A 15,185-nucleotide genomic window follows, 5' to 3' on the forward strand; every position below is an offset into this window, starting at 1 on the left:
TATTTGATGGCTACAGCAAAACAAAGCTTATTATTGTCCTCACTCATGGGAAGCCTGCTCCTTGCAGGCTGCTCTTTGGCTCCTGAATATCAACCTGCAAAAGTGATAGTTCCAGTTAAATTTAAAGAGTCTGACCCTAAACTTGAGGATAATAACTGGAAAATTGCCCAACCTGCCGATCAGCAAGTTCGAGGTGAATGGTGGCTTGTTTTTAATGATGCTCAATTGAATGAGCTCGAACAACAAGCCATTTCTGGAAACCAGAGTCTTAAAGCGGCAGCGGCTAATATTCAGGCTTCACGTGCATTACGTTCCGCAGCACAAGCTGAACGTTTACCAAGTATTAGTGCTGGCTTTGGCCCAACTCGTCAAAAACCCTCTCCCGCGTCATTGGGTTTAGATGAAAATGCCCATACATCTGCACAAACCTTATGGCGTGCTCAAGCAAATGTTTCATATGAGCTCGATTTATTTGGTCGTATCGCCAGTAGTGTCAATGCAGCAACAGCTGATGTACAGCAACAAGAAGCTTTATATCAGTCGGCACTTTTAGCCTTACAAGCAGATGTTGCTCAAGGCTACTTTCTCATTCGTCAGCTTGATGCTGAACAAGCAATTTATAATCGCACAATTAAACTGCTTGGCGAGACACGAGACTTAGCTCAAACACGTTTTCGAAATGGTTTAGTCAGCGAGCTTGATGTTTTCCGTGCACAGACTGAACTTGCTACAGCCCAAACCAATGCACTCAACATTACCCGTAATCGAGCCAATGCAGAACATGCGCTTGCAGTATTATTAGGTAAAACCCCAGCTGACTTTAGCTTGGCAATTCAACCCTTAACTGAAAACAGTCTTCGTCTCCCAGCAGGTTTACCTTCAGCTTTACTTGAAAGACGACCTGACATTGCTGCTGCTGAACGTGCTATGGCAGCAGATAATGCGCGTATTGGAATTGCACGCGCTGCTTTCTTCCCGAAACTAGACCTGACAGGTGCACTCGGTTATGAATCATCAACTTTAGGTGATTTGGGTAAATGGTCGAGCCGTACATTTTTACTTGGTCCAGTCGCAGGCACTATTTTATCTTTACCCTTGTTTGATGGTGGGCAACGTAAAGCTGGAGTTGCTCAAGCACGAGCCGCCTATGAAGAAAGCGTTGCGAATTATCGCCAAACCGTACTAAATGCATTTCGTGAAGTTGAAAATGGTTTGTCCGATCAACGTATTCTCGATCAGCAAATTCAGGCTCAAAATCAAGCACTTTCGTCTTCTCGTCATGCAAATCAGCTTTCTCATCTACGTTATCGAGAAGGTGCTATTAGCTATCTTGATGTAATTGATTCTGACCGTACTATTTTGCAACAAGAGCAACTTTCTGCACAGCTTAATGGCAGCAGAATAATGGCTAGTGTAGATTTAATTCGAGCATTAGGTGGTGGATGGCATGAAACTGATGCATCGGTAAAAACTAAAAGTTAATTCTTACGTAATTAACTAGATATAAAAAAAGCGCCATACGGCGCTTTTTTTATATCTACAACTTATTGTGCGTATACAGGGAATTTTGCACAAACAGTTTCAACTTTCGCTTTTACGTCAGCAATAACTTTTTCGTCACCTTTGCTGTCAATCACGTCAGCGATCCAACCAGCAAGTTCACGAACTTCAGCTTCACCGAAACCACGAGTTGTTACTGCTGGAGTACCGATACGGATACCAGAAGTAACAAATGGAGAGCGTGGATCATTTGGAACTGAGTTTTTGTTAACAGTAATGTGAGCAGCGCCTAACCAAGCATCTGCTTCTTTACCAGTTACGTCTTGCTTGATTAAAGATAACAAGAACAAGTGGTTGTCAGTACCGCCAGAAACAACGTCATAACCACGAGCGATTAATACTTCAGCCATAGCTTGAGCATTTTTCACAACTTGTTGTTGGTAAACTTTGAAGTCATCAGACATTGCTTCTTTGAAGCAGATTGCTTTAGCAGCAATCGCATGCATCAATGGACCACCTTGGTTACCAGGGAATACAGCTGATTGAAGTTTCTTCTCGATTTCTTCATTCGCTTTCGCAAGGATTAAACCAGAACGTGGACCACGAAGTGTTTTGTGAGTCGTAGTTGTAGTTACGTCAGCAATTTGAACTGGGTTTGGATATACGCCAGCAGCAACAAGACCTGCAACGTGAGCCATATCAACAAAAAGGTAAGCGCCAACTTTGTCCGCGATGTCACGGAAACGCTGCCAATCTACAACACGGCTGTAAGCAGAGAAACCAGCAACGATCATACGTGGCTTGTGCTCTAATGCTAAACGTTCAACTTCTTCATAATCGATCTCGCCAGTTTCAGCATTTAGACCGTATTGAACTGCATTATAAGTTTTACCAGAGAAGCTTACTTTAGCACCGTGAGTCAAGTGACCACCGTGAGCCAAACTCATACCTAAAACAGTATCGCCTGGGTTAAGAAGAGCTAGATAAACAGCAGAGTTAGCTTGTGAGCCAGCGTGTGGTTGAACGTTTGCGTAATCTGCACCAAAAAGTTCTTTAGCACGATCAATCGCCATTTGCTCAATGATATCCACATATTCGCAACCGCCATAATAGCGTTTACCTGGATAACCTTCTGCATATTTATTCGTAAGTTTTGATCCTTGCGCTTCCATCACAGCAGGAGAGCAATAGTTTTCAGAAGCAATTAACTCGATATGTGCTTCTTGACGCTCACCTTCAGAAGCAATTGCTTGAGCTAATTCTGGATCAAATTCAGAAATGGAAATATTGGCAAACATTAGCGGGGGTCCTATAAAATTAGGGCTTTTAAGCCGTGCTAAGATTGCGACATATTGTAGCATGAACTTTATAATTAAACAGAATGAAGTTAGCTCAGTTTTAAATAAAAATGGCTCAAGTTTTATAAAAAATGAGCCATTGTTTATAAATCAATTAAAAAGCTAGTTTAAAGCTTATATTTTGAATTTTCCCATCGTTAACTTTAGCTTACAATAAGGTTAAAAATACTTTAAATATCAATAACTCTATTGTGCTGTTAGCAAAGTCTGAACATTTCCAACGATGTTGTCTACATTACTACTCATCGCCGTATTATGGTCCCAGTTACCAGTCACATAACTATTAATTTTAGTACCTACGACAGTGGCATTAGATATCAAAATATCTGTAGCTACTTTAGGAACTGTTGTATCTGCTAGCCCCTGATAAATGATGATTGGTGTAGATACTTTTGCCTGTAAAGGTTGAGAATCTTTATCTAAGAATGTTTTAACCAAGGGTACTGCCATAAAGTTAGGTTGTGTACGCTTAAAATCATCCAGTGTGCCGCCATGTGTTGCTGCGTAGGTTTGCATATTAACTACCAAAGCTTGGGCTAATGGTCCCGCACAAATCGCTTCTGCCTGTTGTGCTGTACTTTCTGTTTGTGAAGTAAATACCTGCGAATAATTAAAGCTTGGCTGTGTATTTCGAATACCCGCTGTAACTAAAGCTGTATATGTATCAAGCTGTGCATACATCGGAATCTTTTTATCTATAGTTGCATTAGCAACAGCTTGTTCACCTGCAACTAGAATAAAACCTAAATTAGAAGCTGGTGCTACGGCTACTGTACCTTTATAGTCTAGTTGTGCACGACTCGCATATTGTGCAGCACTCAACGCAGCATGTCCCCCTTGGGAATGTCCGACTGTAAGCCATTTTTTTGAAGTTAATAAGTTACGCTGTGATAAATAGTTACGCGTTGCAACCACAGCATCTGTAATTGAGAAAGCCTCACTTTTAACATTTAAAAATGGATGTATGCCTGAAGAACCTAAACCTTCATAGTCTGGTGCAACAACAACATAACCAGCTGTAAGTAACTTACTAATTAAATCTTTTGTACTATCTGTTAAAGCTACTTTACTTGGTGCACAGGCATCTGCAACACCTGTAGTGCCATGTGCCCAGACTACAATTGGCCAACCGCCTGTTGGTGGTGGAGTATTTGGTGTGAATACTAAACTGGTTGCCTGCACTTCTTGGCCACTTTGGCCTAACATTTTATAGGTCAGAATACTACTTTCTGCAGCAACTGATCCTAAGTTAGTACTTGTGTAAGCATCTACTTTAACCACTGGGTTTTGAATATTATTAGCAGGAGTACCAGATGGATTAGTACTTACTGGGCTGTCATCGCTACTTCCACCACCACAGGCCGTCAACAATAAACTTGTGCTAAAAACACTGGTCATGAACAGTTTCATTTTCATTGCTATATCCCTTAAATTCCATTTTTTGTTGTGCTTTAGTTTTTAGTAACATTTTAAATGTCTTACAAACAATTACGCCTAAACTTAATTTTTGGCAAGTCATATTTGATCAAAATTAGCACCGAAATCTTCTACGTTTCAACATAAATTGAATTTCTTATTGGCATCTAACCCTCTCTTCATGTTTTAAAGTGAATAGCCAACTGTTAACATTCATAGCTACTCGTGATTGTTTAAAGGGCCAGTTATGCAAACCATTATTTTAGATACAGAAACACATACACTAAATGGTTTGCCTATTGAAATTGCGTATGCTCCGATTGAAATTAATGAAGGCAAGCTCACCTTAGATAAAAGTAAATTGTTTGATCAGCTCTATCAAGTCGGTGCCCCTATTTCTTACGCGGCTATGGCAGTTCACCATATATTAGAGTCAGATTTAGAAAACCAGCCTCACTATAAAACCTTTAAATTACCAGAGAGCACGACTTATATTATTGGTCACAACATTGATTACGATATAGCCGCGATTGCTCGTTGCGGTGTAGATGTATCAAATATTAAACCAATTTGTACTTTAGCTTTATCGCGTAAAACTTGGCCTGAAGCAGAAGCGCATAATATTTCAGCGCTGATCTATATGATTTCTCAAGGCAGCAGTAAAGCTCGTGAATTGCTTAAAGGTGCACACCGTGCCGATGCAGATATTATTTTGACTGCTAATATTTTGATGCATATTGTCTATCATTTAAATATTCAAGATATTGAAGAGCTATACCGAGTTTCTGAAGAAGCACGTATCCCCACGACGGTTAACTTTGGTAAGCATAAAGGCACAGCAATTGCTGAACTTCCTAAAGACTATATTCAATGGTTATTACGCCAAGATGAGCTTGATATTTACCTTCGCAAAGCATTAGAAAGTGTACTTTAACGACTTAAATAGATGATATTCATCAATTCTTCATCATATTGTCATTTTTGAGTTTTATGGTTAATCCCATTTATATTTTATTAAAAACAGCACTGTTCAACTCAGAAGATTGAACAGTCTGATTTACTTTTTATATTGGGGAAACATAATGGCTGGTTTTTATAGAACCAATTTAGGAAGAGTTGCGCTTCAACAACGCAATATTGTTTTAAATGCAAAACAAAGACGTTTATTACTCTTAATAGACCATGAAGATTTTCAGAACTTAAATGGTGAATTTAAAAAACGTATTGCTTCTCCAGAGCTGATTCAACAGCTTATCGACTTAGAACTTATTGCCCCAATTGCCTCTACAGAAACGTCAACCGATGAAGAAATTATTTTAAAAACATCACCTATAAATAATAAAGCAGAAGAAAATCAAAAAGAGTCTATTAGTAACTCCATAACACACTCCCCGAATCTTGTTGGAGAAATCCAGCTTTCCGAGCAAAAAAATTTAGATCAGGCCTATGCTACATATTCTCAACCAGTAATATCTTCTGAGGCTCTTTCTTTCGAAGAAATACAACTATTAATGATGAAAACTCTTAGCAGCTATTGCGGACTAATGACTAAACCACTTGTTCAAAAAATAGAGAAAACGACCACAATACAAGAGCTTAAATTATGTCAAATGCAATGGATTACCAATTTGCAAGAATCACGAATTCCTCCTCAGGAAATTGCAAGTGCTTTACATACAATTAACTATTCAATTCAGCTTCTTCAAGAAAGTATATAAATATTAAACAACTTGCTGTTTAATTAAGCATTAAATTCACTTGGCATGTATTTCGTGCTTTACCTGCCAGTGTTTTTTTCCTATGATGTGCCCCACGCATGCGCTCGTAGCTCAGTTGGATAGAGTACAGGTTTCCGAAACCTGGGGTCGTGGGTTCGATCCCCGCCGGGCGCACCAGCTTTTATATAATAACTTCATAAATTTATCTCAATTTTATAAAATTCCGACTATTTTACTTGGTTTATTAATCATTATCGCTCAAAATATACCCCTCTTTCATAATGTGAGAATTTCATGACTGATGCTTTGGTTTTAAGAGATTTGTCCAAAACATATCGTAATGGTTTTCAGGCGTTAAAAGGTATTAACCTCACTGTGCCTGAAGGTGAATTTTATGCGTTGTTAGGCCCAAATGGTGCCGGCAAATCAACAACCATTGGTATTATCAGCTCCCTCACGAAAAAAACCTCAGGAACAGTTGAGATTTTTGGGCACAATCTCGACACTCATCCATCTCTGGCAAAACAGCAGCTTGGCGTCGTTCCTCAAGAATTTAACTTTGGACAGTTTGAAAAAACATTCGATATTTTAGTCACTCAAGCTGGCTATTATGGTATCCATAAAAAGATTGCAGAAAAACGTGCTGAACATTATTTAGAAAAGCTCGGTCTGTGGGAAAAACGCAATATACAAGCGCGTATGCTGTCTGGCGGTATGAAGCGTCGCCTAATGATTGCCCGTGCCATGATGCATGAACCTAAACTTCTCATTCTAGATGAACCTACTGCCGGTGTAGATATTGAATTACGCCGTTCTATGTGGGACTTTCTGACTGAAATGAACGAAAGCGGTACTTCTATTATTTTAACGACCCACTATTTAGAAGAAGCAGAAATGTTGTGTCGTCGCATTGCGATTATTGACCGCGGTGTAATTAAAGAAGATACCAGCATGAAGAGCTTCCTTAATCAGCTCAATGAAGAATCATTTATCTTCGATTTAGCTGAGCCGATTGGGCCGCTCCAGTTAAACATTATTGGTGTTAAGTTCAACTTAATTGATAGCAATACATTAGAAGTAACGATGGATAGAGCGCATACATTGAATGACCTATTCCAGTTATTAGAATCGCAAGGTATTCGTGTTCACAGCATGCGTAATAAATCGAACCGTTTAGAAGAGTTATTTGTCAAAATGGTCGAGAAAAATCTTGAAGGAGAGGCAAAATGAATTTTAGCCAACTGCAAATTGCTCTCTGGACCATCGTTCGTAAAGAAGTACGCCGTTTTCTACGCATTTGGCCACAAACCTTATTACCACCAGCAATTACGATGAGTTTATATTTTGTCATTTTTGGTAATTTGGTAGGTTCACGCATTGGACAAATGGGTGGCGTGAGCTATATGCAATTTATTGTGCCAGGCCTAATTATGATGGCGGTCATTACTAATAGTTATGCCAACGTGTCTTCCAGTTTCTTTAGCGTAAAATTCCAAAAAAGTATTGAAGAACTTATTATGAGTCCTGTGCCGTTACATATTATTTTGTGGGGCTATGTGATTGGTGGTATTTGCCGTGGTGTATTAGTTGGCACAATTGTAACTGCAATGAGCATGTTCTTTACTGACCTTTTCATACACAACTGGTTCGTAACTATATATACAGTCTTAATTACTTCGGTTCTTTTCTCATTAGGTGGTTTTATTAATGCAGTCTATGCAAAATCATTTGATGATATTTCTATTATTCCAACCTTTGTTCTTACACCTTTAACTTATTTAGGTGGTGTGTTTTATGCCATTAGTTCCCTTGGTCCTTTTTGGCAAAAACTTTCTTTAATTAACCCTATTGTTTATATGGTTAATGCTTTCCGTTACGGCATTTTAGGTCATAGCGATGTGAATGTTTCATTCTCTTTAATCATTGTGACATCATGCTGTGTTGTACTTTACGGAATTGCTTACTATTTACTTGCTCGTGGTTCAGGAATGCGTGAATGAGTGTCGAACAGTCTTTATTGGGTAAAGAAACCCAATATCCAACTAATTATCAACCTGATGTGTTATTTCCAATTGCCCGTGCTCAGTCTCGTGAAAGCTATTCACATATTGAAGGCATTACTCAAGGTAAAGATTGGTGGCATGTTTTTGAAATCTCATGGTTAAACGCTCATGGTATTCCACAAGTTGCAATTGGCAGAATTACACTGCCCGCTTCTTCACCGAATTTAATTGAGTCAAAGTCATTAAAACTTTACTTCAATAGTCTTAATTTCACTCAATTTGATTCGAAAGAGTTTTTCATTGAAACTGTTGAAAAAGACCTCTCGACAGCAGCTGGTGCAAAAGTTGAATTAGCCTTATTTCAGGTTGATGATTTAGATATTTCTAAACCTCAAGGCATTTGTATTGATGACCTTACACCAGAACGTTTAGAGCAACATCCAGATGCGACTCTTTTAAAAGCAGATGAGTCTGGTGAAGAAGTTGAAATTGAGCTGTATTCTCATCTTTTGAGAAGTAACTGCCCAGTCACTGGACAGCCTGATTGGGGTACAGTTTTTATCCGTTTTAAAGGCAAAAAACCTTGTTATCGTAGGGTATTAGCTTATATTATCTCGTACCGTCAGCATAACGGCTTTCACGAACAGTGTGTCGAGCAGATATTTGCCGATATTTGGCAAAATCTAGAGCCTGAAAAGCTGATGGTTTATGCAACTTATACTCGTCGCGGCGGACTTGATATTAACCCTTGCCGAGTATCGGATCTTTCATGGATGCCAAAACCGATTCGATTGGCACGACAATAAAACGAATAATTTGAGGATACACCATGCCGTTTTTTGGTTTTACCCCTTCTGAAGGCTTGTTGAACGATATACAAACTGGAATTGCGAATAAAAATTCTAGCGAACCTTTATATCCACTTCGCGATAAGGTTGCTTTACAACTCAATGTAGAGATTATTGATAATGTCTTAATTCAGTTAGTTCAGCATTTTCCTGCAAGTGAAAAGCGCGATACTGCCGAAAAACTAGCAGGTTATGTCAAATCAACTGTCGCTGTTCTTTTAAAGCAATTGTTAAGCAAAGCACCAAATGATGTGGTTAAACAGTCAATAGAGTTTTCTGAAAAAAGCTTATTTAAAGACCCACAAGGTCAATATAAAGTAGGCGTAAATTTAGATGCAGGTTTAGTGACTAACCTTAAGCATAACTTTACTGAGCTTGAAGCAGGCAATGACATTAATAAAGCTGCTTTAGCTGAATTATACAAACAATTCGGCGATGCCATGATTAAACACTTCATGTCTGATTTTAATAAAACATTAGATCTTGGCATGATTAAGCGTAAAGCAGCCGATATTGGTGCAGCAGCCGTAACAAAAGCTGTTCACATTGCAATTGATAAACTGATTCCAAGCTTAAATCGCACTGAACTAAAAGCGATGGCTGAATATCATGATGGTTTATTCTTTAACTAATAGAAAATAGACTATCGGAAACCTAGCGCAAGCTAGGTTTTTTTATTGCAAAATATTGATATACATTGCCATTAACCACGTTTATGTTAGCATGCGCCAAGCACTGATTGACCTTAGTTAACGCCGCATGTCCCCTAGCCCACAATATAAATTTTTACGCCAAGCTCCTCGAGATGGTCTTAGCACCGCTATGCAACCATCAAAGTGGCAACAACTCCATGTTGATCCTTGGTTATGCCTATTTTTGCTCTTAAATGCGCTATTAGGTTTAACCGTACTATATAGTGCTTCTGCACAGGATGTGGGGTTAGTGAGCAAACAAGCCATGAGTTTTGGTATTGGCTTTTTAGTGATGTTTGGTCTAGCCCAAATTCCGCCCAAGGTCTATCAAGCTTTTTCACCCTATTTTTATTTGTTTGGCTTATTTTCACTTTTAGCAGTCATGGTGTTTGGCGAAGTCCGAATGGGTGCTCAACGCTGGATTGATATCCCCGGTTTCGGAAGTGTCCAACCCAGTGAGTTCATGAAAATCGGTATGCCCATGATGGTTGCATGGTTTTTAGCACGTAAACCCCTTCCCCCTAGCTTTTCACAAGTTGTTTTATCCTTAATGTTAATTGGTATTCCTTTTTTACTAATTGCAGAACAACCCGATTTAGGGACATCAGTGTTAGTGCTAGCAAGTGGCATATTTGTTTTATTTCTAAGCGGACTATCATGGCGTATGATCAGTGCCGCAGGAGCGTGCGCTGCAGTCATTATTCCAATTGCTTGGGAATTTCTTTTACACGACTATCAACGTCAACGGGTTTTAACATTGCTTGACCCAGAGGCAGATGCACTCGGTACAGGTTGGAATATTATTCAGTCTAAAACTGCGATTGGTTCTGGTGGTTTTTCAGGTAAAGGATTTCTTGAAGGTACCCAATCACATTTACATTTTTTACCCGAAGGTCATACCGACTTTATTATTGCAGCCTACTCCGAAGAATTTGGGCTCATCGGTGTACTTATTTTAGTTATTCTTTATTTTGCTATTATTTTTAGAACATTCCAAATCGGTTTACAAAGCTTCCATAACTATGGACGTTTAGTTGCTGGCGCCTTTGGTTTGTCTTTTTTTGTTTATGTATTTGTAAATGCGGGAATGGTCAGTGGTATTTTACCTGTAGTAGGTGTTCCTTTACCTTTTATGAGTTATGGCGGAACAGCTATTATTACTTTAATGGCCACCTTTGGTTTAGTCATGTCCATTCATACACATCGATAATCTGGAATTTTAAAACGATATGTTGTCTCAACACTTAAATAAAACTTTAAAAATGCTCGCTTTGTGTACTGGTTTAATCAGTACAAGTCACTTCGCTCAGGCCAACGATTTTGCCACACATCCCGATTATGTAAATTTTAAACAAAAAACAATGAGCGCTTACGGGTTAAGTGGCGATCAAGTTGATGCAGCCATGAATGGTGCAAAAAATTTACCAAACATTCTAAATATTATGACTCGTCCAGGTGAAAGCAAACCTTGGTATGACTATCGTTCTATGTTTTTGGTGGAAGGAACAATTCAACGTGGTGTCCGTTTTAAAAACCAATATGCAGATGCTTTAAACCGCGCTGAACAACAATATGGTGTATCTCAAGCTGTCATTTTGGGAATCTTGGGTGTTGAGACAGGTTATGGCGCAAATAAAGGTTCTTTTATTACGCGTGACGCATTAGCCACACTTGCTTTTGGCTACCCTCGCCGCGCTGAATATTTTGGTGACGAACTCGCTGCTCTTATTGCATGGACTTATAAAGAAGGTTACCCAACAAGTAGTATTGTAGGTTCCTACGCAGGTGCAATTGGCTATCCACAATTTATGCCAAGTAATATTAGTAAATATGGGGTCGATTACGATGGTAATGGACATATCGATTTAAGAAACTCTGCAGAAGATGCAATCGGTTCAATCGCAAACTACTTAGCAAAACAAGGATGGCAACGCGATCAACCTATCGGGTTTATGGCGCGTTACACAGGGTCAAATCCGGAAAGTGTTATTGCTAAAGATTTAACTCAGCCTTTTCCATATGGTGCATTAAAGACATTAGGGGTTTCACCATTAAATCCTTTAGTTAAAGTTGATGATCTGGATATGGTGAATGTTATTCAATTACAAGACTATAACGGCCCAATTTACTATTTAACTTACCCGAATTTTCAAGTGATTACGACATATAATAAGAGCCGTATGTATGCTACTGCTGTATGGTTATTAGGCACTGAAGTGGCTAGCCGATAGGCTAGCTTTTTTATTAGTTATGTAAAAGTCAATAAATATTTTTGTTAAATAGATCACAATACACACAAATTTAATATTTTGTTACACTTTTGATTATTTTTTAACCCAGAACTGTAAGTTTTTGCCCTTTTTGTAACGATTTCTCGTTAAAGACTAGACACTCTCCGTAAGCGATGAATATTATCCACCCCAATGTAGCAATTGCAAAAGTGAATAATAAGACATGTTCACTTTAAATTTCAGTCAATCGCTGAAAGAAAAAAGTACATGTTCTCAGGAGTTTATACAAATGCAGTTATCGCTGAAATACGTTCTTGCACTGACGGCTAGTTTAGGTATGGCCCCATTGCACGCTGAAATGGTGCAATCTTCATCATTGAATAATGATCTAGATGGTTCTAATTTAGCAGCTCGTGTATTGAGTAAAGATACTCAAAATTTTAATTCTCGTTTTTCTAACATTAACAGTCTTTCAATCACTGAACGTTCTGGCGACCAAATTCGTCGTCAAGCTATCGCAGCAAAAATTGAAATCCCTGAAGATGAGCCTTCAGTGATTGAAAAACTTAACACAGTAGCTTCAAACACTGTTCGTAAGTTTAGCCAAACTGGTATGGCTTCATGGTATGGCCGCCAATTCCATGGTCGTAAAACAGCAAATGGTGAAACATTCGACATGAATGCGCTCACTGCTGCTCACCGTAGCCTACCATTGAACTGTTACATCCGAGTAACGAATAAAGACAATGGTAAAAGTGTGGTTGTAAAAGTAAATGACCGTGGTCCTTTCCATGGTAATCGTGTACTTGATCTATCATACGGTGCAGCTAAACGTCTTGGTATTACCAATGCTGGAACTGCAAAAGTAAATATTGAACGTGTTGACGGCCCAACTTCATAAGTTATAGCCTCTAGAGTTCATGTAAAAAGCCGCATTTCTTTATGCGGCTTTTTTATGTTTTAATCTATAAAAATAATTTCTCGCTTAGGCTTAAAAAAATCCTCTTTTTTACCCCTTCTCCAACATCAAATTTGCATATTTTTCATACAAAAAAATATGTTTATTTTCTCCAAGCTTATTTCATCTCTAAATTGCGCTTAGAGCGACTTTAATAAATTTACGCTACCCTAGTACCATTTTTATAAAATTAGGGCTATTTATGGCGTTTTTAGAGTAGATGAGTAGAGCTTTTTCATACAATTTTCCCACCCATCTCAAAATTACACTTTTTTTGATGATTTCATCATCCAGTAACCTATAAAAAATATTCTGAAAAATTGCATCATTCTCAAGTCTACATTGAGTACTTTTTCAATAACCAAAACATTAGGTTTTTCTCATGCTTTTTTTAAACACCTATTGCGAGGTTTCTATGGTTGAATATTATCGGTTTCTTGTCGAATTCCTCCAAAACAGGCTAAAATACACTCAGAAAAAATAAATCAAAGTTAAAACAAGGAGTGTGCCATTAATGAAATCCGTTACAGAATGGTTCGATGAATATAGCGAGAGCCATCAGAACCCAACCAATAAACAAATTCACTGGCTATGCGTTCCTGCCATTTTATTTTCCATAATTGGAATCATTGCTCATTTCAGCACTTTGCTCACTGCTCTATTACTTGTACTCACTTTAGTATTTTATGCACGCTTAGATCTTGTACTTGCTGTTGCAATGGCTGCTTTACTTGTTGTTATGGCGTGGCTCATTTACACCCTACCTGTAGGAGTCGGATTTTATATCGCTATTTTTGTAGTTGCTTGGGTTGGACAGTTTTATGGCCATAAAATCGAGGGCAAAAAGCCATCTTTCTTTAAAGATTTACAATTTCTACTGATTGGACCAGTTTGGTGCATGGATGCCTATCTAGGAAAAATCTTACCTAAATGGAAAAGCAGACAAAAACACGCTCTTTCCTAATGATTAAATTAAAGCTGGATCATCTCGATTCAGCTTTTTACATTTTACTGATTTATTAGAAAATTTATAAAATAGAAAAAAACTAAACTAGCGATAACACTTAAAAGTACTCTTTTTAGATAAATGGAAATTACAATACAAAAGATTGCTGCATAAATATAAGGATTATTTAAAATTCCCTTTAAATTATCGCCATCAAAAAAAACTATTGGAATACAAATTGCCGTTAATAAACAAGGCGCAGAGTAATTAAGCATCTTATTTATAATAAGAGGTATTTTAATTTTAACATTGGGTTCTAAAAAATAATAACGATTAAAAAAGACGATTGCTGCCAAACCTAAAATCATGAACCAAGGCATTTTATTACTCCTTAGCTATTTTTTCAGTTAACACAGCAACCAACATCCCTATTAATCCTGAAAGTAAAATTGCTCCTTCAACTTGATAGAATTTAAATAAAAACCCGCTGAAACAAGTCATTAGCACACCCGCGACTACGGGAAACCCCTTACATAGCGGCACTATCATGGCAATAAAAATAGCCACAATTGAAAAATCCAAATGATAATTTAGTAAATCGGGAATCACTGTTGCCAAAAGTATTCCGACCAAGCTAAAAGCCACCCAGAATAAATAAAAAGACAGACCTGCACCTAACAAATATTCTGGCTGCCTTTTTTCACCAGATGCACACACTGCAAATAATTCATCTGTTAATAAAAAACCCAAACTTAAGCGCTTTGAAAGAGGCAAAATAGAAATATCATTTCTTAAAGTTAATGCATAAATAAAATGCTGAGCCGTTAAAAAGAAAATCGTCACATAAATTGTAAAAGTGGATGCACCTTCCATCACCATACTCAAACTAACTAATTGAGCTGCTCCTGCAAAAACAATTCCTGACATTGCAAGCGCCTTATAAAAAGATAAACCTGCCTGAATTGCCATAGAGCCTGCTAAAATTGCCCACGGAATCACAGAAATTGACAACGGTAAAATATCCATTGCACCGCGTAAAAAAAGATAGGGTGGTTTATTTTTTGAAAACCCCACCAACTGATGAAGCTGAATATTCATATAAAAACCCAATATAAGAGACCTCTTTATAAAATGCTCAATGAGAGATGATTTATATTGAATAAAATTGCTGTAAATAATTTTTAATAATTTAGTTATTTAGACTAGCTACATATTGAGTGGGCGTCACTCCCATGGCTTTTTTAAAGTGACGATTGAAATGGCTTTGATCAGAAAAGCCACATTGCTGTGCCACCATCGCAATTTGGTTACCCTGTTTTAATAATTGTCTTGCTTTCTGTAGGCGTGCTTGAACAAGCCAAGCATGTGGTGGCAAACCCACATATTTTTTAAATTGTCTTAAGAAATGCCATGCGCTTAGACCCACCATATCAGCCAGATCTTGCAAAGAAAAATTCGTTTCAGGCATTTCTATTAATAATTCTTTAACTCTTAATATTTTTGAATATGCTTCTG

General features: G+C 37.9%; 16 protein-coding genes, 1 tRNA gene and 1 pseudogene. 13 read left to right on the top strand and 5 right to left on the bottom strand.

Going from position 1 to position 15,185, the window contains the following annotated elements; genetic code table 11:
* Positions 1-6: 6 nt before the first annotated feature.
* Positions 7-1,482 carry an efflux transporter outer membrane subunit gene (locus tag NL42_RS01655; RefSeq protein WP_461311522.1) on the top strand — a complete coding sequence of 492 codons (1,476 nt, stop codon included), beginning with the start codon at positions 7-9 and terminating at the stop codon, positions 1,480-1,482.
* 62 nt (positions 1,483-1,544) lie between these two features.
* Here the strand turns inward: NL42_RS01655 and glyA are convergent, their stop codons facing one another.
* Positions 1,545-2,798 (bottom strand): serine hydroxymethyltransferase, encoded by a 1,254-nt coding sequence (glyA, locus tag NL42_RS01660; protein ID WP_336169681.1) that lies wholly within the window; start codon positions 2,796-2,798, stop codon positions 1,545-1,547.
* 61 nt (positions 2,799-2,859) lie between these two features.
* On the opposite strand from glyA, the pseudogene NL42_RS01665 reads away from it, so the two are divergent.
* Positions 2,860-2,961 (top strand): annotated as a pseudogene (locus NL42_RS01665) (hypothetical protein); the annotation flags it as partial.
* Between the two features lie 83 nt (positions 2,962-3,044).
* Here the strand turns inward: NL42_RS01665 and NL42_RS01670 are convergent.
* A complete protein-coding gene (locus NL42_RS01670; protein WP_461311523.1) occupies positions 3,045-4,274 on the bottom strand; it encodes an alpha/beta hydrolase in 1,230 nt (409 codons plus the stop codon).
* A gap of 247 nt (positions 4,275-4,521) precedes the next feature.
* Between NL42_RS01670 and NL42_RS01675 the strand changes: the two genes are divergently transcribed.
* The 11 genes from NL42_RS01675 to NL42_RS01725 all read left to right on the top strand — a co-directional run bounded on the left by NL42_RS01675 (position 4,522) and on the right by NL42_RS01725 (position 13,688).
* Positions 4,522-5,208: a 3'-5' exonuclease gene (locus NL42_RS01675; protein WP_461311524.1), complete on the top strand. Its 687-nt coding sequence runs from the start codon at positions 4,522-4,524 to the stop codon at positions 5,206-5,208.
* A gap of 148 nt (positions 5,209-5,356) precedes the next feature.
* Positions 5,357-5,992: a hypothetical protein gene (locus tag NL42_RS01680; protein ID WP_461311525.1), complete on the top strand. Its 636-nt coding sequence runs from the start codon at positions 5,357-5,359 to the stop codon at positions 5,990-5,992.
* A gap of 100 nt (positions 5,993-6,092) precedes the next feature.
* Positions 6,093-6,169: transfer RNA gene (locus tag NL42_RS01685), tRNA-Arg, on the top strand.
* A gap of 117 nt (positions 6,170-6,286) precedes the next feature.
* Positions 6,287-7,222 carry an ABC transporter ATP-binding protein gene (locus NL42_RS01690; protein ID WP_003650650.1) on the top strand — a complete coding sequence of 312 codons (936 nt, stop codon included), beginning with the start codon at positions 6,287-6,289 and terminating at the stop codon, positions 7,220-7,222.
* Entirely contained in the window at positions 7,219-7,992 is a 774-nt protein-coding gene (locus tag NL42_RS01695) for an ABC transporter permease (protein WP_461311526.1), read from the top strand. Before NL42_RS01690 ends, NL42_RS01695 begins: the two co-directional genes overlap by 4 nt.
* The gene (gene queF, locus NL42_RS01700; protein WP_461311527.1) at positions 7,989-8,801 is read left to right on the top strand and encodes an NADPH-dependent 7-cyano-7-deazaguanine reductase QueF; all 813 of its coding nucleotides are present in this window, start codon (positions 7,989-7,991) and stop codon (positions 8,799-8,801) included. The genes NL42_RS01695 and queF overlap by 4 nt, the downstream gene beginning before the upstream one ends.
* A 23-nt stretch (positions 8,802-8,824) precedes the next feature.
* Positions 8,825-9,475 (top strand): hypothetical protein, encoded by a 651-nt coding sequence (locus tag NL42_RS01705; RefSeq protein ID WP_016137526.1) that lies wholly within the window; start codon positions 8,825-8,827, stop codon positions 9,473-9,475.
* A gap of 127 nt (positions 9,476-9,602) precedes the next feature.
* Positions 9,603-10,745: a rod shape-determining protein RodA gene (gene rodA / locus NL42_RS01710; RefSeq protein ID WP_461311528.1), complete on the top strand. Its 1,143-nt coding sequence runs from the start codon at positions 9,603-9,605 to the stop codon at positions 10,743-10,745.
* 19 nt (positions 10,746-10,764) lie between these two features.
* Complete coding sequence (gene mltB / locus NL42_RS01715; RefSeq protein WP_461311529.1) at positions 10,765-11,766, top strand: lytic murein transglycosylase B; 1,002 nt, start codon at positions 10,765-10,767, stop codon at positions 11,764-11,766.
* Positions 11,767-12,055: 289 nt separating this feature from the next.
* The gene (locus NL42_RS01720; RefSeq protein WP_461311530.1) at positions 12,056-12,667 is read left to right on the top strand and encodes a septal ring lytic transglycosylase RlpA family protein; all 612 of its coding nucleotides are present in this window, start codon (positions 12,056-12,058) and stop codon (positions 12,665-12,667) included.
* A gap of 571 nt (positions 12,668-13,238) precedes the next feature.
* Positions 13,239-13,688 (top strand): Mpo1 family 2-hydroxy fatty acid dioxygenase, encoded by a 450-nt coding sequence (locus tag NL42_RS01725; RefSeq protein WP_461311531.1) that lies wholly within the window; start codon positions 13,239-13,241, stop codon positions 13,686-13,688.
* Between the two features lie 44 nt (positions 13,689-13,732).
* On the opposite strand, the gene NL42_RS01730 is transcribed toward NL42_RS01725, so the two are convergent.
* The 3 genes from NL42_RS01730 to NL42_RS01740 form a co-directional block, all read right to left on the bottom strand.
* The gene (locus tag NL42_RS01730; RefSeq protein WP_461311532.1) at positions 13,733-14,050 is read right to left on the bottom strand and encodes an AzlD domain-containing protein; all 318 of its coding nucleotides are present in this window, start codon (positions 14,048-14,050) and stop codon (positions 13,733-13,735) included.
* 4 nt (positions 14,051-14,054) lie between these two features.
* Positions 14,055-14,768: an AzlC family ABC transporter permease gene (locus tag NL42_RS01735; protein ID WP_461311533.1), complete on the bottom strand. Its 714-nt coding sequence runs from the start codon at positions 14,766-14,768 to the stop codon at positions 14,055-14,057.
* 91 nt (positions 14,769-14,859) lie between these two features.
* Positions 14,860-15,185: helix-turn-helix domain-containing protein (locus tag NL42_RS01740; protein ID WP_461311534.1), on the bottom strand; the 326-nt coding region annotated here is incomplete at its 5' end.

Source organism: Acinetobacter sp. GN11, from assembly GCF_054823985.1.